This is a genomic window from Halorubrum sp. Hd13, from assembly GCF_002252755.1.
Lineage (GTDB): Archaea > Halobacteriota > Halobacteria > Halobacteriales > Haloferacaceae > Halorubrum.
On record NZ_NHOY01000122.1, the window covers coordinates 15,001 to 34,520 of the forward strand.

Consider the following 19,520-nt stretch of genomic DNA (forward strand, 5'->3'; position numbering starts at 1 on the left):
GGAACTCGTCGGTGCTCGCGTCAGTCGTCGGCTTCGGCGGGGACGCGGTCGTCGGCGTCGTCGTCCTCGGGAGCGTCGTCGCCCTCGGCCTCCGCGGCGTCGCCCTCGGCCTCCGCGGCGTCGTCGGCCTCGGCGTCCTCGTCGTCGACGCGCGGGAAGTGCTCGATCGTCGCCTCGCGGAACGCCGCCTCGTCGAACTCGTGGTCGGCGTCGAAGAAGTCGAGGACCGTCTGCACGTCGGTCATCGCGTTCTTCAGCGCGGTCGAGGCGCCGGGCGAGGGGGTGATGTTGAACAGGACGCCGTCGCCGGTGATCTTCGCCTCGCCCATGTCGAGCTCTCTGTTCTCCGTGTCGACGATCTGGGGGCGCACGCCGCCGTACCCCTTCGCGCGCTCGATGTCGTCGGCGTCGACGCTCGGCACGACCTTCTGAACGTCCGGCAGGAACGCGCGCTTGCCGATCTCGGGGATGTCGTACACGAGGTTGCGCACGACGTAGGGGAACAGGATGCGGTCCGAGAGGATGTCGACGTAGCTCAGGACCGACGCGGGCGAGAAGCCGAACACGTCGGCGAAGTCGCTCACGGTGGAGAGCTCGCCGCGCTCGAGCGCGGGGACGAGCTTCGCCGTCGGGCCGAACCGAGTGACGCCGTCGTCGTGGACGTCGGCGTCGCCGTGGACCGCCGCGAACGGGAGCTTCTTCATCTGGAGCGTGTACACCTTCCCGTTCAACAGGTCGTCGGCGAGGAAGAAGCTCCCCGCGACCGGCAGCAGCGACATGTCCTCGCCGTATCCCATCTCCTTGGCGAACTGGAGGCTGTGGGAGCCGGCGGCGACGACGACCGCGTCGGCCTCGAAGTCGCCGTCGTCGGTCTCGACGGCGAACCCGTCGCGGCCCTCGTCGACGCTCTCGACCGCGGTGCCGAGGTGGACGGAGACGCCGTCCTCTGCGCGGGCGTCCTCGACGAACGACTTCGCGACCGCGCCGTAGTCGACGACGTAGCCGTCGGGGGTCTGGAGCGCCGTGAGCCGGGTGTCCGGGTCGCGGCCCTCGACGACCTTCGGCTCCAGCTCCGCGATCTCCTCGCGGCCGATCTCGCGGAGCTTCGGGAAGAGGTCGCCGAACCCGTTCTCGTGGTAGCGCTCCTCCAGCTTCTCGGCCTCCTCGTCGCCGACGCCGAGCACCATCTTGCTCCGCTTGCTGTGCATCTCGCGGTCGGGGTCGGTCCCCTCGAGGTAGCCGGCGAGCAGCTCCGCGCCCTCCTTGACCTCTTCGGCCTTCTCTAAGGTGTAGTTCGTCTCGATGTCCCCGAAGTGGAGGGTCTGTGAGTTGTTCGTGCGGTGGGAGTTCACCGCCGCGATCTCCCGCTCCTTCTCGACCAGCGTGACGTCGTCGACGTCGGTGAACTTCGCGACCGCGTATAAGAGCGACGCCCCGCTGATACCGCCGCCGACGATGACCAGGTCAGTGTGTTCGGACATGCGTGATGAAAGCTCACTCCGCGAGACGGACTCGGCCGTTAACGGTCTTGCTATTCTCGGCGCTAATCCGCCGGCAGAGGGCCTACAGTCGTCGTTTTAGAGGTTCGACGAACGTCGAACAGCTCGGGCGCCCCCGGAGGGCGACCGTCGGGCTATCCCTCGTCGCGAGCTGTTCGGTATCGATTCCGGAGCCGGGCGAACAGCGCCCGGCCGGTATCGGTCCGCAGGCGGGGCTCTGTCGTCGCGAAGAACTCGTCGAGGTCGTCGTACTCGCGGAACGCGTCCGGCTCGCCGTCGGCGGGGTCGTACCGGTCGCCGCGCTCGTAGATCACCGCCTGCAGGCAGACGTCGAGGAGGTCGCACTCCTTCGCCAGTATCGCCTCCGGCGAGTCGCGGGCCTCGTACGACTCCCACGCGTCGCGGACGCGGTCGGGGAGCGGTCCGGCGAGGTCGGCCATCGCCTCGCGCTCGGCGGCCTCCTTGGCCGCGGGATCCGCCGAGTCAGCGGTCGAGTCGGCCCGGGTCGCGACGTCGCCCGTCTCGGCCTCGGCGACGTCGTGGACCACGGCGAGCCGGAGCGCGCGGTCGAGGTCGAGCCCGGGGAGATCCTCGCGGAATCGGTCGCCGAGCGCCAAGACGAGGTAGGCGACGCCCCACGCGTGCGCGGCCACCGACTCGGGGTCGCCGACGCCGCGGAGCTGCCAGCCCGTGCGCCGCTCGTCCTTGAGCGCGTAGGCGTCGAGGAGGGCGTCGATCGCGGGCTCAGCGTCCGATTCCGGGTCGTCTCCGGCCATCGCGGGGGGGTTACTCGGCGAGCGTCCAGGCGTCGTCGCCGGCGGGCGCGGCCACGTCGCGGCGGACCATCTCGTCGAGCACCTCGTCGAGGCGGCCGGGCTGGGCGACCTCCATCTCGATGCGGCCGATGCTGTGGTACTCGTCGAGGTAGTGGCGGAGATCCTCGCGGTCGAAGACGTCCCGGTCGGCGCGCTCCATCGCGCCCTCGGTGAGGTCGATCATGTCCTCCAGGAAGTTCCACGGGTAGACGACCCACGTCCACTGTTCGAGCCGCTCGCCGACGAAGTCAGGCTGGAACTCGGAGGTGCCGAGCAGCTGGAGCGTCGCGGTGCGGATCTCGGCGGCGTCGCGGTCCTCGACGTACTCCTCGGCGCGGCGGATCGAGCCGCCGGTGTCCGCGATGTCGTCGATGATCAGGACGTTCTTCCCGTCGACGCTCCCCTCCGGCATGGGGTAGCGGATCTGGGGCTCGTCGGTCTTCTCCGCCGCGCCGACGTAGTGCTCCATCTTGAGGCTCGTGAGGTCGTTGAGCCCGAGGAAGTCGCAGACGCACCGCCCCGCGAACCAGCCCCCGCGAGCGAGCGCGACGACCATGTCCGGCTCGAAGTCGGCCCGTTTCACCGCGTTCGAGACGTTGCGGCAGAGCCCGTAGATGTACTCCCAGTTGGTGAGGGTGCAGTCGAAGTCGTCCGGGAGGTCGCTCATACGGCCGTTCCTCCCACCCGCGCGCTCATAAGGGTTTAGCAACGCCGCCGGAGAGGAGAGCGAGGCGAGCACTTCGGCGCGGTTCACTCGGAAAACGCTGCGGTGGCGCGTGCCTCCGAGTGGCCGCCCTCGGCGGCCGCGAGGAGCACGCGCGAGCGACGAGGCTGGGGCTTTGGAGGTGTTCTCCGTCGGTCCGTAATCAACGATTTATAACCGTGCGACCGGAGCTTTGGAGGTGTTATCCGCTCCACCGACGGGAACGACGGAGAGAAAGGGGCCACGAACGCCGGAATCCACCCAACTCCGGCGGTAATACACGACGTATCGGTCCCGACACGATTTAGGTGGCCCGCCCGCAACGGGTCGGTAATGAGTACTCAGGCCGCGACGGAGGAGCGGACGGTCGTGATCGGGCTGGAGGTCCACGTCCAGCTCGAGACCGACACGAAGATCTTCTGCGGCTGTTCGACGGAGCCCGGAGACGAGGAGGAACCGAACACGCGCACGTGCCCGACCTGCCTCGGGCTCCCGGGCGCGCTGCCGGTCCTGAACGAGGCCGCCGTCGAGGCCGCGGTGAAGGTGGGGAAGGCGATCGACGCCGACATCCCCGAGACGACGACGTTCCACCGGAAGAACTACTACTACCCCGACCTGCCGAAGAACTTCCAGCTCACCCAGTACGACGCCCCGATCTGCCAGTCCGGCGAGCTCGAGGTCCGCGTCGACGGCGAACCGCGGACCGTCGGGATCACCCGCGCGCACCTCGAGGAGGACCCCGGGAGCCTCCAGCACGCCGGCGGCTCCATCGAGTCGGCGACGCACACGCTCGTGAACTACAACCGCGCCGGGACGCCCCTGATGGAGATCGTCACGGAGCCCGACTTCCGGTCGCCGGCGGAGACCCGAGCGTTCCTGGCGAAGCTGGAGGAGGTCCTCGAATATCTCGGCGTCTTCGACCCGACCCGCGACGGGAGCCTGCGCGTCGACGCCAACGTCTCCTTAGTCCCGGCGGACCGGGTCGCCGACGACGGGGCGATCACCGACGACGCCCTCGCGGACGTGAACCGCGCGGAGGTGAAGAACATCTCCAGCCACAAGGGCGCCGAGCAGGCGCTCGCGTACGAGGTCACCCGACAGGAGAACGTGCTCCGTCGCGGCCGCGAGATCGAACAGGAGACGCGCCACTGGGACGAGTCGCGCGGCGTCACCGTCTCGATGCGCTCGAAGGAGGCCGAGAAGGACTACCGCTACTTCCGGGAGGCCGACCTCCCGGCGCTGGAGGTGTCGGACTGGAAGGAGCAGATCCCGATCCCCGAGCTGCCGGACGCCCGGCGGGAGCGCTTCCGCGAGGAGTACGGGCTCGACCGCGAGTCCGCCTCGAAGCTCACCTCGACGAAGGCGGTCGCGGACTTCTTCGAGGACGTCGCCGAGTCGTTCGACCCAGACCTCGCCGCGACCTGGGTCGCCGACAACCTGCTCGGCGAGCTCAACTACCGAGAGATGGCGATCACGGACGTCGAGGACCGGCTCGACGAGTTCACGCGCCTGATCGAGCTGGTCGACGCCGAGGAGCTCACCGTCAAGAACGCCGAGGAGGTCGTCTTACGCGAGATGCTCGACGCGGGCGAGGACCCCGAGACGGTCATCGAGCGCGAGGGGCTCGGCGTGGCCGACTCCGGCGAGGTCGAGGCCGCCGTCGACGCCGCGATCGACGACAACCCGGACGCGGTCGCCGACTACCACGACGGCGACGAGGGCGCGATCAACTTCCTCGTCGGTCAGGTGATGCAGGCGACGGGCGGCAGCGCCGACCCCGGGCAGGTGAACGGGCTGCTCCGCGAGCGGCTTGACGGGTAACCGAATGCGTACCACCGACGAGGCGCTCCGCCGATGAACGTCGCCGTCGATGTCGTCGGCGAGGGGACCCGCGAGGTCGACCTCGACGCCGACGCGACCTACGCGGACCTCATCCGCGAGGCGGGATACCACCCGCAGGAGGCGTCGGCCCTCGTCGACGGCTCGCCGGTCCCCGGCGACCGCGTCGTCGACGCCGAGGAGGTCCGGCTGCTCCGACTGGTAAAGGGAGGCGCGACGGACGGCGACGCGAGGGACCGGACCGCGGCGAACGACGGCGCGTGAGCGGGGAGCGAGACGCGGACGGCGCGGACGGTGCAGACGACGCGGACGGCGCGGACGGTGCAGACGACGCGGACGGCGCCGGCGACACCGCGGCGACGGCCCCCGGCGGGTTCGCGGTCGAACCCGCCGACCCCGACGACCGGCTCGACGTCCTCCGCGTGCTCGACGCCGCCATGCTGGAGACGGACCCCGAAGTCGTCGACGCCGCGATCGACGCCGGCGACGCGCTCGTCGCCCGATTCGAACGGACGGGCGCGGTCGTCGGCGCGCTGGTCGCGACGCGACCCGAACCGGAGCGACTCCGCGTCGACGCCGTGGCCGTCAGGCGGGCGCGTCGCGGTCGCGGGGTCGGCTCCGCGCTCGTCGCCGCGGCGGTCCGGCGCGCCGAGCGCGACGCCGGTGTCTCGGTCGTCTCCGCGGCGTTCGACCCCGGTCTCCGGGGGTTCTACGAGGGACTCGGATTCGCCGTCCGGCCCGTCGACGCCGCTACCGACGCCACGGGCCGGGGTTCGGACCGCCTCGCGGGACGGGTGCCGGTGAACGGGCGCGACCGGTCGTGAACCGCCCGCAAGCGGCGCGTCCGACTCCCGGCTGACTGACCTTTTTCTACGTGGTATGTGTACACATATCTCACTCAAGAATGCCCTCTACATCCGGCTCATCCGAGACGTCCGGTGGTACCGACGTCGAGACGGCGGACTCCGAGGACGGTCCGCGGCTTCGAGTAACCGCGTCGGTGGGCTCGGCGAGCGACCGCCGTCCCGGCTACCACCACCGCGTCCGCGTCGCCGCGCTCGCGGCCGAACGCGAAGCGCTCGACGAGCAGGTGGACGCGCTCAGGGCCGAGATGGAGGCGCTCGAAGCGGAGGTCGAAGCGCTCGAACGAACCGTCGAGTCGAAGGACCGACAGCGACAGCAGGTGATCGACAACTACGAGACGATCGTCGCGAACCGATCGGAGCCCGACCGCGAGTCCGAGTCGGAGTCCGCGACGGCGGCGGAGTCGACGGGGCGGGGACCGCTGGCCGCGGTCGCGTCGCGGATCAAACGAGTGATAGCGCGGGTACGGCGCTCGGACGAGTAGCCGGAGCCCGCGTCCGATCGGGGGGAGCTCGCATCCGATGTCCATTTCCGGGTCGACCTCCTCGTTCCGGGTATGAACGCCGATTCGCCCGCGGTTTCGACGAACGCCCGACCGCGATCCGTGGTGGGAGACGTATGAGCGGAAAAGACGAGTACTACAACTATTCCTCCCGATCTGTTGTGACTACCACTTTGTAGCCGGAGTCACCTGCTCTCGTTCGTCGGGCACGTTTTTTCACTCGGCGCGTGCCCTAACCCCCGAGAGTAGCATCCGTATCGTCGTCACTGCTCGTTCGGTTATCCACGATCTCGTCGCTGTGCCCCTCCGAGCCAGCTGGGAAAGCCCTCGCCGCCACGTTGAGCGGACAAAGCCCTCGTTGCTCGTATGGCGCCCCGGCCATGGTGTCGACCTCCCAGAACACGACTTCGTTGTCCGAGTGGAACTCAATGGCGATCCGGGCGCTGCAGCGGTGTCGGAGAAAAAGCCAAGAGGGTGGCAAAAACGATTTACCTTATTGGACACTTTTAGTGTATATGGACACTGAGAGTAACCAGTCTGTCGAGTTGCACGTCCCCTTTCCACTTGGAGAGGAGCAAGTGTTCCGGTACGAAGCGATGGAGGACGTGCTCGAACTCCTGATCCGCAATCCGTTTCGGGAGTTCACCGTGCGCCAACTTCGCGGACTCACGGATAACGGCTCGAAGACGACCACGCGTGCGGTCGACCTGCTCCAGCAGTTGGGGATCGTCCGTGTCGACGAAAGCGGGCGCAGTCGGAACGTCAGTCTCAACCGCGAACAGGTGACGATCCCGGACGAACCGGTGTTCGCGTTGCCACAGGACGAGTTCCGCGAACCAGTGCGGGAATTCGCCGAACGGGCACAGGAGGAGGTGCCGTCGTTTTCGGCGCTGGTCGTGTTTGGGAGCGTCGCACGCGGTGAGGCCGACCGGCAGTCCGACATCGACATCTGGATGCTGGTCGATAACGACGACAATCTTCTGCAGGCACGGCGCACAGCGACCGACATCGCCGTCGATCTCGGCGAGCAGCGATTTGGCGAGCCGGGCGAGCGATACGAGTTCGAGGTGCTGGTCGAGTCCGTCAAGTCGGCTGTGAGTCACGGCGAGAAAGACGATGGCATTGACGACGTGCTGGGCGAGGGGATTGTAATCGAGGACTCCGACGCGTTGGAGCGGGTGAAGGATGTGGCGCTGGGTGGCGCCGATGCCGTCAAGATGATCGGAGATGGGCAATAAGGATCCATGTAGCGACGAGTTGAGTGCCGTCGTGGAAGCGTTCAACCGACGCGGTACCATAGAACCGGGACTCGATGTTGAGGACGATGCGCTCCTGCAACTACGCAAAGCGTGTCGCATTTTGGACGGCATTCAAGAGTTACAGGACATCGACCGACACCACACGTTGGTGGTCGAAGGATCGTTCGCGGCACTTGAGCGGACGGTACAATTTCACGTGGTTGACCAAGGACTGGTGGAGTCGAACGATATGCAATCTCACGAAGATACCTTTGAGTACGGGGCACAGACCGGCGTTTTCTCTCAGTCGACGAAAGCCGAACTGGTCGAACTTTGGAAGAACCACCGCAACGGGACGTACTATCAGCAGGAACGTGCGACCGCCGAACAGGCCGCGGCGATGCTGGAGTACGCGGAGTGTATGCACGACCACGTTCCGAGGATCGCCGGAAGAGCGCACGACTGTATCTGCTGACGAGCGAGCGGATTTCCAGCCGTCGTTTATTCGCCGCGCCGTAGGAAGACGCGTTTTCCAACTATTCGTCCCGATCTGTTGTGACTACAAATTTCACGTCTTCGACAGCGACCTGCCACAGAGCCCACGCTTGCGCGAGCAACGACCTTGGGACAACATTATACCGCAACCACACATCTCTGGAACTCGTCGCAGAATCAAATTAGTGTATTAGGAACAAGGTAGTGTTCCAAAGCCCAAGATTAAAGTCGCCCCAGTGCCTACCGTCTGCTAACGCCTAAGGAGGCGGAATCAGTCGGCGAAGAAGACCAGTTGGTGCTTACGACGACAAGTTCGGCGTCACGTGCCCGGCGTTCTGTGGAAGGGTCGGCGGGCCCGTGACGCGGGCAGAGTCGCCGCGGTGGACGCGACGCGACTCCAGTTGCCCACTTCCAAGTGGGCGGGAGTTCGTCTTGAAACCTGCGTCTGCCGCGCTCCAGTCAGCAACCACTCGCAACCATGAGTGAACCTAACGACGCCGCCGAGCGCGGCACCGATCAAGGCGCATCGACCGTCACGTTCACCGTCAAGTCGGGACGTGGCGACAGTCAGGAGTTCGAGTTCCAGAAGGGAACCAAGGTGGGTGAAGCCGCCAAGGAGGTCGCCGAGACGTACGGCTACGACCCGGACGACCCCACGTTCGTCCACCCCAACGAGGGCGAACTCGACCGCAAAAAGCCACTCGCTCGGTACCACCTCGACGGCGACACGGTCACCCTCGTCAACGAAGAGCGGGGCGTCTAGGCGTGCAGGCGGATGTCACCCGGGCACTGGTCGAGCGACAGCTCGCAGACGTCAGAGAACTGGCTCAGACGAACGGCTGGGAGGTCGAGGCCGATCTTGACGCGCTAACCGTCGAGGTGCGAATGCAGAGTCCCGTCGACGACGAAGAGTACGTCGTCCGGTTCGAATGCACCGGATACGACGAGAAGCCACCATACGTGGAGATGGTACACCCCGAGACGGGCGAGGTCGGTCATTACGAGGCCTACTTCGACGACAGGGGGAAGAACCCCTTCCTCATCGCGTTCGACGACGGGCCTGAAGATCCCGTCCTGTGCCACCAGTACAACAGACGGGTGTACGACGATGACACCGACCTCCACAACAACTGGACGGTCGGTGACTGGCAGTCCGACGCCGGGAATCTGACCACTCTCGGCGACATTGTCGCCGACATCTACCACCGAATCAGCGATACGGAACGGTATCAGGGACGGTACGACGGTCAACGATGAACCTCATCACGTCCCTCCGAACGGCAGTTCGCCGAATCTTCACGGCACAGAACGACGATCCTCAAGAAGACGGATGGGCCCCGCCGCGGCTCCTCGTCACGGAGGAAGTCTGTAGGGAGACGCAGCGAGGCCTTCGAAGCCACTCGCCCCCTCACGAAGATCACGAGGGGGTCGTCTACTGGGCAGGAAAGTCACTCCCGGACGAGTCAACGAAGGCCGCACTCACGGTCGTCGTCCCAGAGGCCACCACGACCACCGGATCGTACGATGTCTCCCCGGTGGCGAACGCGGCGGTGATAGACGCCGTCCACGACCACAACCTCGAACTGGTAGCCACTGTCCACAGTCACCCCGGCGAACGAACGAGCCACTCCGAGCTGGACAGCGAGGCCGCCCAGCTCCCGCACGAGGGGTACTTCTCGATTGTCGTCCCGAACTACGCTGCAGGTGGCGTCCGCCCCTACACCAATTGCGGCGTCCACGTGTACCACGACGGCGACTTCGTGGAGTTGGACGCCTCGGTGATTGATGAGCGGGTCGAGACACTCCCCTCGGCACCATCTTACATCGACACCAGAGACCAATGACGACACTGCCACCACCGGACGAGTTCTACGCCGCTCGTGACGACCGGACGAACCGGCTGAGCGATGGGACGGACTATCGAGACACGGCAATCCTCGTCACTGGCGAACGCGACGTGCTGTCGACGTACGCCGGCCGAGTCGCCGCCCGGACGACCCTGAACCTCCTCAGTCGGTTTGCCCGGAACGTCGACGTGGACTTCCCCCCCGTCCCGTCCGACGACGAACTCGCACCGGCCGCACCGACGCTGGCCGAGCAGTGCGTCGAGCAAATGCGGGCCGCCGATCCCCACGGCCGCTTCAGTTGCACCCGCGCCCCAGATCCCTCGGCGTACGACTGCATCGTCGCCGTGGGCAACGCCGACCTCCAAGCGGGAGCAACGCCGGTAATCCGGCTCGACGGCGGTGGCTGGCTCGCCCGCGTGGTACGGGACGAGCCCGTGGAGCCAGTCTCCAGCAGAGACGAGAACCCTGTAGGCCCCGCCGTGGCCGCCTGCCTCGGGGGCGCAGAGGTGTTCAAGACCGCCGTCGGGGCGGCAGAGTCTGCCCTCACCGAGGCTGTCACCTACGACGCGTTCCACCACGAGGCGCACGAGGCGTGCGTTGAGCCAACCACCCCTGATCTCCCTTCGCCGATCGACCTCGGCACGGTACGGATGGTCGGTGTGGGATCAGTTGGTTCCGCGGCCGCGTACTTCCTCAAGCGGCTCCCGGTCGAGGGCACCCTCCAGCTTGTCGATTTCGACCCAGTAGAGCTGGTGAACCTCAACCGCTCGCCATTGTTCACCGCCGACCACGCAATCGAGAGCGCCTCAAAGGTGGAAGCCACGGCCGAATTCCTCGCCGACCACATGGACATCCACCCTTTCGAGGGCGACTACGACGCGTTCACCGCGAGCAATCCCGAGGCTGCGGATGTCGTCCTTCCGCTCGCGAACGAGCGGGGTGTCCGCCGCAGTATCCAACACGACCGCCCACCACTGATGGTACACGCCTCCACGGGCCAGTCAGACGTGTTCATCCGTCGGAATATACCGCTGAAGGAGCCGTGCCTTCTGTGCCACTTCCCGCCCGACACGGCCGAGACGGACGCGGCCTGTGCTGCGGGCGAGGCCCCAGCTGGTGACAGTGCGGAGGACGGAGGGCCGGACGCTGCCTTCCCCTTTGCGTCGTTTCTGGCAGGGTGCTTCGTGGCCGCCGAACTGGCAAAACTCCCGCTTGACAACTATCCGTTCGCCAAGCCCGTTGCCCTCGTCCGGACATTGACTGATCTGGACGGCATCGGTGCGGTGATGCAGTACATCCCCGGCGGAGACGATGAGTGTCCCTTCTGCCCAGAGGAGTACCCTAAGGTGCATCGGGACGCCATCGAGGGAACTCGGTTCGAACACCTCACTGGGTCAGGGGAGTGACTGACAAACCAATTGAACGGCGCGAATGAGGTAATCAGGCGACAGCACACCAACCGGATTAATATGCTTGCTGTTCATCGTCCTCCTCATGTCACGTGATTACGACGTTGCGGAGCATATGGCAGAGGCCGAAGAAGCGGCCGATGAAGCGGTCGAGGAGTTCAGTGGATACGAGGACTTCGCGGACGCGATAGACGCGTTCGCGAAGTCTCAGATCGAGGAGGGTAACGAGGTGCAGATGGCGAGCGACGCGGAAGAACACGCTGGACGCGCCCCCGACGAAACAGAGCGTGCGGCGGCAATCCGGGAGACCGATGTGCGCCATGAGGTCGGGCAGGCAGTCCACGGGCTACTCCGCGAGTACGGGTACCAGCCCCGACAGAGCTTCGGCGCGGACGCAAACGCACGACAGGAAGAGTAAGTCAAGACCGACTCAGTCAAGCCGGCGATTCAACTTCGTGAATTCGCAGGGAGTATTGGTCGGGCAACTCTTCGATAAGCATCCGGATCTTGAGGACGCGCTCCTCCCGTGCAAGCTGCTCCATCGCTGCGATCTGTGACCGTTTGAAGGATGCGTTCCCTGTCTTGATCTCACAATAGTACCGTTCCAAAACCGGCCCATTCCGTCCGTCTCTCACGACCACTTTGCAGTCTGGCACCCAGTTATTCCGGCCCCCGTCCTCACCAACTGAAAGGAACCTCCCCGGCTGAACGTCGATCTTCAGTCCGTTCTCCAGTTCGCCTTCGTCAAGGGGCAGATCCTTCCGAACGAAGTAGTGGATTGCGTGTGGTTTGGGCACCTCAAGCAGGATTGCCTCGCCGAGTGTACCATAGAGATTTGCACCGATGTCGAATGTCCACGTGTCTCCATCAACGTGTGCCGGCTCCTTGATCGACGGACTGTGATCCGCAAGTAGGTACGCGTCGATCTCGCTTGGATCGTTCTCAGCGGCGGCTTGAATACGGAGTGACCCCCCGGAGGTCGACAGCTGGCGGGCGTAACTCTCGGCATGTGTCCGCGATCCAAATTCGAGAATGTGACTGTGGGCCTCGACGGCGTCGACGAGCGTTCCGTTCACATCGAGTGCCCCCGGTTTCACCTCAACGACGAATCCCGCTCGATCGCCGGGCTCGATCGGGCCGGCAATATGATCTTCATCGCGGTTTCCTACCTCGGAAGAGGGCTCAACGATCTCTCCGTCCTCGAATCTTAGTTGAGATGTGTTCGGTTCATCGTCGTCCATTGAGTCATTCTCCGTGGTCGTGATCAAAGAAATCCAATGTTCTTCCGAAGCCGTGACGTCGGCGGCAGGTACTCCTCCGCGGCCGCTTCGCTCGCTCGGTCGGCGTAGTAGGTCGTGATTGGGAGCCGGGCGGTCGTACTTATTGCGCCGATGTGGGACTGCGAGAGCAGGTACACCTGTGAGGCGAGTGTCCCGATGTCCGTGTCGCCCGCCTCTCGCTCCACCTGAATCGGTTGGGGGAGCCCTGTGTACTGGCTCGTGGCCTGTGACTCGGGTTTCCCGAAAGACGAGAGGATGGCGTGTGCGTCACTCTCGTTTATTGCTGCGACCCCTTTGTCAGGGACGCTCGCTTTGCCGTTTTCAAGATCGAGGACACGTGCTGGCGACTGCTTCCGAACCTCTACGATGTCGTAGGTAATCGAGAATTCGGCGAGCAGGTCTTCGACTGGGCTCAGATCCTCGTTCATGAAGCCGTCACGGTGGATGACGATGTGTTCCGGATACTCTCCACGCTCTTGCTTGTAGCCGACGACCGCCTGCCGGACGATGTCCTTGAGTTTGCCCGGCGGAATCTTCTCGCCCGCCTGTGGGTTCGCCGAAGTGTACCCGAGAATCGTCCCATCGTCGTAGATGCTCGTCGTCGAGGCCGCGATGTGGACGCGGTCGTCGCTGTCCTTCGGGTAGCGGTGCGAGACATCGATCCCGATGAACAGGTCGGCGTCGCCGGGCATCGAGTCTTCAGCGGTGAAGGGGATGCCGCCCGCGGCCGCAATGAGTCCGAGTGCGATGTTCGGGAGTGCGTTGTCATCCGCCAGCGTGTCGATGTGCGCCATCTGGCTGTCGATGTGCTTCTGCCGGAGGGCCTTCTTCACCTCGTGGTAGATGTCGCTCGGGTCGCTCGCCCCGAGGTTGAACCCGTCAGGCGGCAGGATGACGCACGCCGCAGTGTAGTCGTTCTCGTCAGGGATGTCGTAAATGAGGTCGCCGTAGATCGCGTCGGCCGTGTCGTCGATACTGTACTCGTAGCGGTCGACCTCGTCGGCCTCGGCGCCGATCCGAGAGAGCATCCGCTCGAGGTTTGTCCACCGCTCCGCGTGGGGCCCCTTGTCGGGGTGGATGATGCAGACGTTGAACTCCGAGGGCGGCTGGTAGACGGAGTTCGAGGTGATTCGCTTCGGGTGGTCTCCAGACTGACCGTCGCCGAACTGCAGGATGTCGGCGTCGGTCTCGAAGAGGCGTTCGATTGAGTACGTCTCGCTCTCCGACAGCGGTGTCGGGTCGAACGCCACGGCGGAGCCCTGAAGCGAGATCGGGTCGAGACCCTCCATGAACTCGGTGCTCCGTTCCAGACACCGCTGCCCGGACAGTCGGGTCTTCCCCTGAGTTGCCTCGTTGAACGCGGGCGCGAACGATTTGAGGTTCTCGAAGTGGGGCTGGAGGACGAGCAGCTCTTGGGGGTAGGTTTCCGTGTTGAGTCTGCCCTGCTTGGTGACCTGCACAACCCGCCGGTCTGCACGCTCGAACTCGTCGATGGTCTCCTGCGACACCTGCTTCGCGTCGCGGTGGTACTGGACGACGCTCCGGTTGCCCAGCCGACGGAGCGAGTCGGTGGCCCGTTCCGGCAGCAACTCGTCCAGATACGCTCCCTTCCCCGACTCGCGATAGGACACGTTGACCCGGAGCCCACGGTAGAGGCGCGACTGGTCGACCTCGTCGAGTCTGTAGTCCGAGATGATCTTGTGACGGAAGTCGACGAAGAGGTAGAGGCGTCCCTCCGGAGTGACCGAGAATGAGAGGTTGTATCGCTCGTGGAGCCGGAAGTTCTCCCTCTCGACGATCGGCTCCTGCGAGAGGATCTTGTGAATGCCGTGGCGTGTCCGGTAGTCGCCCTCGAGCTGGCGCTTCACCTTCGTCTCGAGGAAGTCCTTGAGGGTCTGGCGATCTTGCGGTCGTTCATAGTCGAGGCACCGCGTCTCGGGCCCCTTGAGTCGGAAGTCGTCGATGTCGATGGCACTCCCGTCGATCTCCTCGAGGGCCACCAGCGTGAGCGGTTCGACGACAGCAACTACCGGCCAGTCGTCGTGCTGGCGCGCGATCTTCCGGCGTGCCTTGTAGGTGTCGCGGAGGGCGGCCTCTTCATCGTCGGGCAGATAGCCGTTGACCGCCACCAGCTCGTACTCGTGTACCGTCAGAGAGCCCGCACGACTGGTACTCGCAAAGGCGGTCAGGGCATGCCCCGTCTGTGTGGTTGCCGGAGCGGGGACTTCAGAGAGGGCGTCATCGATGTGATCGTCGAGCGAGGGGGACTCCGTCGTGTGGTCTGACTCCTGCTCCTTTGCGACGGCTTCCTCGGTGACGACATCGGTGGCGGTCGAATCCCCGGACGCGTCCGTTTCGGCACATTGGTTCGTCGTGTTTTTGTCCTCTGGCGGCCCGCGACTGACCTCCGTCTCCTCGGTCGCGTTCAGGTTGTAGAACACCCGTCCGCCCGACTCGTTGGTGGTAAACTGGACTTCGGTGAGGGTGTAGGTTGCGTCCTGCTCGAAGTCGAAGTCGTACACCGGTTCGGGTGTGCTATTCGCCCAGAGGGTGAGGTAGCGCGTCGTTTCTGTGTCGTCAATGTACTGCAGCTTGTGATTTCCAGAGCCCTGCTCCGGGTTGCTGTACGTGTTCTTGACCGTCACCACGACGGTGTACGTCTGATACTCCTCGAGATCGTTCCGAACGTCGGTCTCCTCCAGCAAGATGATGTCGTCAGTCATGTGTTGGAATCCTCCTCGGGTACCGCGAGGTCGCCCGTCGTTTCGAGCGTGACTCGTGTCCCGGCGTGCAGCTTGGCATTGAATGTGAACGACTCGGTCGCGATGACGCTCCCCCGGACGCCGACCACGTGACCACGCTGTCGGTCACCCTTCGACAGCTCCGAGGTTCCGGCCACGATCTCGTCAATCACCCGAGTACTCCTGTCGGGAACGGAGACAACCCGCTCCCGGATTTCGGCCGGGCTCAGGTCGTCGAGCGTGTAGCATCCCGCGAGCCTGTCCGGGAAGTACCCCTCCGCCTCCGCGGCGGCCTCAACCAGTGCTTCGACCGGATCATCGGCGGGAACGTACCACGAGCTGTCGGCCTTCGAGGGGTACTCCTCCGCGAGGCACATCTCGACGATACCTGCCACCTTCCGGTTGTGGCACTCGCCGATGATGGCCGCGTGGGTCGCCCCCTGCTCCGCCCAGCGGGCCTGCCTGCGGTCGGCTCGGGTGATCCCGACCTTGACCAAGTCCTTGGCGACGAGGTAGACGACGAACGTGTGGGCGCACGCGTCGCGCTTATACTCCGGGTAAGGGCAATCGCTCCACGAGCACTCCGTACCCGGATTCCAGATGCAAGGGGTCATCGGCGGAGAATCGGCACAGTCCCAGCAAACGTCCCGATCGGGATCGACATCACCGCCGCACGACGAACAGACGTGGTCGTCGTGAACCGTGATCCGGATCTCCTCTCCGATCAGTGCGTCACAGTTGACTGGGTCGTTGAACCCGAAGAACCGCAGTGCAGGCCGACCGTTGTACCACGTGAGATGGTCTAAATGCCCATCTCGCTGGTGGGGGAAGTCCGCCGGCTGACCTCCGAACGAGTTGAGCCCAACTTGATACCCGCTCATTATGGCCTCGAGACCTTCGGCTCCTGTAGAGTGAACAGAGGCGAGGATTCGATCGTCGATTCAGACGAAACACACGGATGTAGTTCAGGTTGCCCGGATTTCTCTAGTCCCGGGTGTGCTCCCCCAACGTCTTCATCGGCCGCGACGACCGGCATGGGGATCATTAGCCTGCTCATCAGTCGTGTCTCACCACCGGGTGATTGAGGCCTCGGATCTCGACGGGACGGACGTTCGGCGCCTTGATTACTGCCTGTCCCTGCGAGAACGTGGCGAGGTCTTCGGGCGCGTACCGGCCGGGGATCGGAACGTCCTCCGCGATCTCTTCCTCGAGTTGCAGGTAGATCCGCGTCCGGAGCTGTGACCGGATCTGGTCGTCAATGTCCGTCGGCTCCTGCGTTACCAGTGCGAGCCCGAGGTTGTACTTGCGGCCCCGCTTGGCGATCCGGCGGAACGACTGGACAATCGAGCGGGTCTGTACTGTCGAGGTGTCGCCGAGGAACTCGTGGGCCTCGTCGAGTCCGAGCAGCAGCGGCGTGTCGGCGACGTTCGGATCGGGATCGTCCGTCGCAAGCTTGTTTTCGACGATGTAGGTCAGCATCGCCATCACGACCAGCCGCATCTCCATGTCCTCAGGGTCGCCGAGGTGGTTCACCGGGACGACCGTCACACGGCCGGGCTGGAACAGCTCGTTCGAGATGTCGGTGAGCGACTGGGTGCCGGAGTCGAACACGTCGCTGAAGTAGCCCTTGTCGACCCGACGGGTCATCCCCCGCCACATGTTCTGGTTGATGTCGTGGCGGGTCTGGAGAGCGTCCTCGTTGTCGTTGAGGTAGTCGATGAACCCGTCGTAGGTGGGCGCAGCGGCGGCGGCGAAGTAGGAGCGGATGCAATCGCGGATCGCCTCCCGCGTCGGCGGCTCGGGATCGAACGGCATGATGAGTTCGGGGTTCGAACGCACGAGTTCGAACGGGACGCCGAACTCCCGGATGTTGTTGATGGCGGGAGTGGTCTTCCCGTCAACGACCGGCGCGAATGTCTGGAGGTCGTGCAAACCACACGCCCCCGTGTTGATTCCGCCGACCTCGATTCCCTGTCTCTCAAGACGCCGCCGGACGTCATCCGGGAGGTCGCCAGCGTTCGGATCGTCTCCGAGGCCGCTGTACTCGGCCTCGGGGTCGATGATCACCATGCCCAGCATGCGGTCTTCGGTGCCTCCATCGGTCGTCGCGATCTCGTACGTCTGGTCGGTCGCCAGCTGGCGGTACAGGTTCTTGGTGAAGTGGGTCTTCCCCGCGTCGGTCGATCCAGTCACCAACGTGTGCGTGTAGATTGCGGGCGTCGACGCGCTCCCCGTCCCGTCCGGGAGCTGGAAGGCGAGGGGGTCGTCCGGCGGATGCCGCTCGCCGCCGACTGCGAGGTGGCCGACGAACGGGCCGCTGTCAGGGAGGTTCAGGCCAGTCTGGAGGAACGCGTCGCCAGTTGCCTCGTAGATCTGCGTGAAGGGCTTTGGAACTCGGTCAACCGTTGACCGCTCAAGGTCGTCCTCATCGGTGCCCTCCACGATGGCGATGGGGTCGAGTTCGGCAGCCTGCACGTACTGACGTTCGTCGATCGTCTCGCCGTCGATTCCCCTCCGGATGTCCGACTTGTCATCGATGTCAGCCCGCTGCTCGTAGCCGATCTCGATGACCTCCGTGAGGAGTTCGGCGTGGGCCTCGTTCTCCCGGCCCGGGTACGGAATCTGGATGTAGTCCCCGAGCCGCAGGGCGTCGCGCGTGTCGCTCCGGACGTAGCCGATGATCTGGTGATCGCCGCGGCGAACGCTGAGTCCCTCGCTCGCCGTGACGTGTCCGAGGGAGTCGCTCGTCGCGGTCGTCCGGAGCCCGCGGGTCTCAGGCCCGCCCGCGAACTCGAGGGCGACCGACCCATCGCCTTCCTCCTCGCCGGCCCTATTTTGCGCTGAGTCGTTTTCAGTGAGGTCGCTCATTCGGTCGACGAACTGGTCGAAGTCCTCGTCGGTGTCGCTGTCGCTCATTGTTCGTGTGTAGTCTCGTTGGTGTCGGCAGTCTGTTCGGCGGGCGATTCGTCCATCCCCTGCTCGTCGACCTGCGCCGAGTCATCGTCGGGGGCCACGATGTCCGGCTCTCGAGCGAGGCTCTGTCCGTTGTCGAAGCCCCACCGCCGGTCGGTGTTGTAGTCACCGACTTCCTCGGTGCCGCGGATGAGCCCCACGAGGTGCCGGCGGGCCTCACGGGAGATTCGTGCCCGGTCGTCGGCACGCTTGATTGCGAACGGGACGTCGCCGGCCTCCGCGATGTGGGCCAGCGCGAGCTGCTGGAGGCGCAACCGACTCTCCTTCGCGTCCACCAGCATCAGTGGCGCCTCAACCCGGAGGACGATGTCGTCCGGAAGTCGGACGAAGAAGAACGCCCGCCTGAAGTCGCGGGGTTCCCGCCCGTCTGGCATCTTGAACCCGGCGAGCGGTTCGAGATCAGTGCCGTAGACGCGCTGATGGGAGCGGACGAGCCACGATGTGAACGTCAGGTGGTCGGGCTCGTCGTCCGCGAGCAGGGCCGAGACGAACTGCGAGTCGTCGTCCCACGGAATCCGTGGGGCGTCTTCGACCCTCTCCGTCTTGCTGGACAGCGCCTCGACGACATCGTCCGAGCGGAGCGTCTTGGTGAACCCCAGCGTGGGCAGTCCTCGGCTTGCCAGCGTGTCGATCGCGTTGACGCGAGACTGGATGGCCGAGGCGGCGAGGCCCATCTCTTCGACCTCCTCAAACGCGATCGAGTCGTCCGGGCCGCGGCTCGTCCGAGACATGTTGACGAACGGGAGCACGGACATCGGGTAGAGGCTCCCGTCGACGAAGAGGGGGCCGTCGATTCGCTCTGCCAGCCGCTCGCTGTGCCAGCACTCCGCGGGAACGCGTGCGGACGCGCCGACCCACTTGTCGAGTTCGCTCCGGGCCGGGGCCTCCTCGACGGGTACGAGCGTGAGGCTCACGTCGCCGTCGATCAGGTCAACCGGCGAGTCGAGGTCGTCGAACTGGGCGTGAACGGCCGCAGTCAGAGTCTCCAACTCCTCCACCTCCTCGTCGCAGTCTCCGAGGGCCCCACCACTCGCCACGGCGGCCGACATGACCATTCCGTTGCGGAACTTCTTGGGCGGAACCGTGCTGGCGTCGATGCCGTACCAGCAGTCGAAGAGCGTCCCGTCGGCGAGGTCACCAGCCGGATCCCGGTAGACGCGCGGCGACTCGAGTGACTCGACCTCTCCACCATCGCGAGCCATGTGATCGCGGAACAGCGTCCCGGCGTCCGGGACGTCGTCGTCCCCGTCCGCATTCTCGTCGATGTAGCGGAACACTTCCTCAAGCGCCGAGACGGCGTCGTGGGACGCCATCG

The 19,520-nt window shown here is 65.1% G+C and carries 19 protein-coding genes; 11 read left to right on the forward strand and 8 right to left on the reverse strand.

Translation table 11 applies throughout. The features are described 5' to 3' along the window. Positions 1-20: 20 nt before the first annotated feature. The 3 genes from DJ81_RS17335 to DJ81_RS17345 form a co-directional block, all read right to left on the reverse strand. Positions 21-1,481: an FAD-dependent oxidoreductase gene (locus tag DJ81_RS17335; RefSeq protein ID WP_094590801.1), complete on the reverse strand. Its 1,461-nt coding sequence runs from the start codon at positions 1,479-1,481 to the stop codon at positions 21-23. Between the two features lie 152 nt (positions 1,482-1,633). Further along, positions 1,634-2,275, reverse strand: a complete 642-nt coding sequence (locus DJ81_RS17340; protein WP_094528147.1) for an HD family hydrolase — start codon at positions 2,273-2,275, stop codon at positions 1,634-1,636. 10 nt (positions 2,276-2,285) lie between these two features. Beyond that, positions 2,286-2,981, reverse strand: a complete 696-nt coding sequence (locus tag DJ81_RS17345; RefSeq protein ID WP_094590803.1) for a phosphoribosyltransferase — start codon at positions 2,979-2,981, stop codon at positions 2,286-2,288. 369 nt (positions 2,982-3,350) lie between these two features. Here DJ81_RS17345 and gatB point away from each other — a divergent pair, with 369 nt between their 5' ends. From gatB to DJ81_RS17400, 11 genes are all read left to right on the forward strand, one after another. Further along, the gene (gene gatB, locus DJ81_RS17350) at positions 3,351-4,838 is read left to right on the forward strand and encodes an Asp-tRNA(Asn)/Glu-tRNA(Gln) amidotransferase subunit GatB (protein WP_094525010.1); all 1,488 of its coding nucleotides are present in this window, start codon (positions 3,351-3,353) and stop codon (positions 4,836-4,838) included. 33 nt (positions 4,839-4,871) lie between these two features. Beyond that, positions 4,872-5,120 carry a ubiquitin-like small modifier protein 2 gene (locus DJ81_RS17355; RefSeq protein WP_094528151.1) on the forward strand — a complete coding sequence of 83 codons (249 nt, stop codon included), beginning with the start codon at positions 4,872-4,874 and terminating at the stop codon, positions 5,118-5,120. After that, positions 5,117-5,680 (forward strand): GNAT family N-acetyltransferase, encoded by a 564-nt coding sequence (locus tag DJ81_RS17360; RefSeq protein ID WP_249269155.1) that lies wholly within the window; start codon positions 5,117-5,119, stop codon positions 5,678-5,680. Before DJ81_RS17355 ends, DJ81_RS17360 begins: the two co-directional genes overlap by 4 nt. 80 nt (positions 5,681-5,760) lie before the next feature. Next, positions 5,761-6,204 (forward strand): hypothetical protein, encoded by a 444-nt coding sequence (locus DJ81_RS17365; RefSeq protein ID WP_094525012.1) that lies wholly within the window; start codon positions 5,761-5,763, stop codon positions 6,202-6,204. Between the two features lie 533 nt (positions 6,205-6,737). Then, positions 6,738-7,460, forward strand: a complete 723-nt coding sequence (locus DJ81_RS17370) for a nucleotidyltransferase domain-containing protein (protein ID WP_170938359.1) — start codon at positions 6,738-6,740, stop codon at positions 7,458-7,460. Between the two features lie 31 nt (positions 7,461-7,491). Next, positions 7,492-7,935 (forward strand): hypothetical protein, encoded by a 444-nt coding sequence (locus tag DJ81_RS17375; RefSeq protein ID WP_094590806.1) that lies wholly within the window; start codon positions 7,492-7,494, stop codon positions 7,933-7,935. Between the two features lie 498 nt (positions 7,936-8,433). After that, entirely contained in the window at positions 8,434-8,718 is a 285-nt protein-coding gene (locus DJ81_RS17380) for a ubiquitin-like domain-containing protein (RefSeq protein ID WP_094590808.1), read from the forward strand. 2 nt (positions 8,719-8,720) lie between these two features. Further along, entirely contained in the window at positions 8,721-9,212 is a 492-nt protein-coding gene (locus DJ81_RS17385) for a hypothetical protein (protein WP_094590810.1), read from the forward strand. Beyond that, positions 9,209-9,799: a Mov34/MPN/PAD-1 family protein gene (locus DJ81_RS17390; protein WP_094590812.1), complete on the forward strand. Its 591-nt coding sequence runs from the start codon at positions 9,209-9,211 to the stop codon at positions 9,797-9,799. Before DJ81_RS17385 ends, DJ81_RS17390 begins: the two co-directional genes overlap by 4 nt. Beyond that, a complete protein-coding gene (locus DJ81_RS17395) occupies positions 9,796-11,208 on the forward strand; it encodes a ThiF family adenylyltransferase (RefSeq protein WP_094590814.1) in 1,413 nt (470 codons plus the stop codon). Before DJ81_RS17390 ends, DJ81_RS17395 begins: the two co-directional genes overlap by 4 nt. 88 nt (positions 11,209-11,296) lie before the next feature. Then, positions 11,297-11,629 (forward strand): hypothetical protein, encoded by a 333-nt coding sequence (locus tag DJ81_RS17400; RefSeq protein ID WP_094590816.1) that lies wholly within the window; start codon positions 11,297-11,299, stop codon positions 11,627-11,629. Positions 11,630-11,645: 16 nt separating this feature from the next. On the opposite strand, the gene DJ81_RS19480 is transcribed toward DJ81_RS17400, so the two are convergent. From DJ81_RS19480 to DJ81_RS17425, 5 genes are all read right to left on the reverse strand, one after another. Continuing rightward, on the reverse strand, positions 11,646-12,452 hold the full coding sequence (locus DJ81_RS19480; protein WP_212589854.1) for a hypothetical protein: 807 nt from the start codon (positions 12,450-12,452) through the stop codon (positions 11,646-11,648). Positions 12,453-12,475: 23 nt separating this feature from the next. Then, complete coding sequence (locus tag DJ81_RS17410; RefSeq protein ID WP_094590818.1) at positions 12,476-15,214, reverse strand: Piwi domain-containing protein; 2,739 nt, start codon at positions 15,212-15,214, stop codon at positions 12,476-12,478. Next, complete coding sequence (locus DJ81_RS17415; protein WP_094590821.1) at positions 15,211-16,113, reverse strand: DUF2797 domain-containing protein; 903 nt, start codon at positions 16,111-16,113, stop codon at positions 15,211-15,213. The genes DJ81_RS17410 and DJ81_RS17415 overlap by 4 nt, the downstream gene beginning before the upstream one ends. A gap of 175 nt (positions 16,114-16,288) precedes the next feature. Continuing rightward, on the reverse strand, positions 16,289-18,148 hold the full coding sequence (locus DJ81_RS17420; RefSeq protein ID WP_094590823.1) for an ATP-binding protein: 1,860 nt from the start codon (positions 18,146-18,148) through the stop codon (positions 16,289-16,291). After that, positions 18,145-19,518: a DNA double-strand break repair nuclease NurA gene (locus tag DJ81_RS17425; protein ID WP_094590825.1), complete on the reverse strand. Its 1,374-nt coding sequence runs from the start codon at positions 19,516-19,518 to the stop codon at positions 18,145-18,147. The genes DJ81_RS17420 and DJ81_RS17425 overlap by 4 nt, the downstream gene beginning before the upstream one ends. Positions 19,519-19,520: the final 2 nt, after the last annotated feature.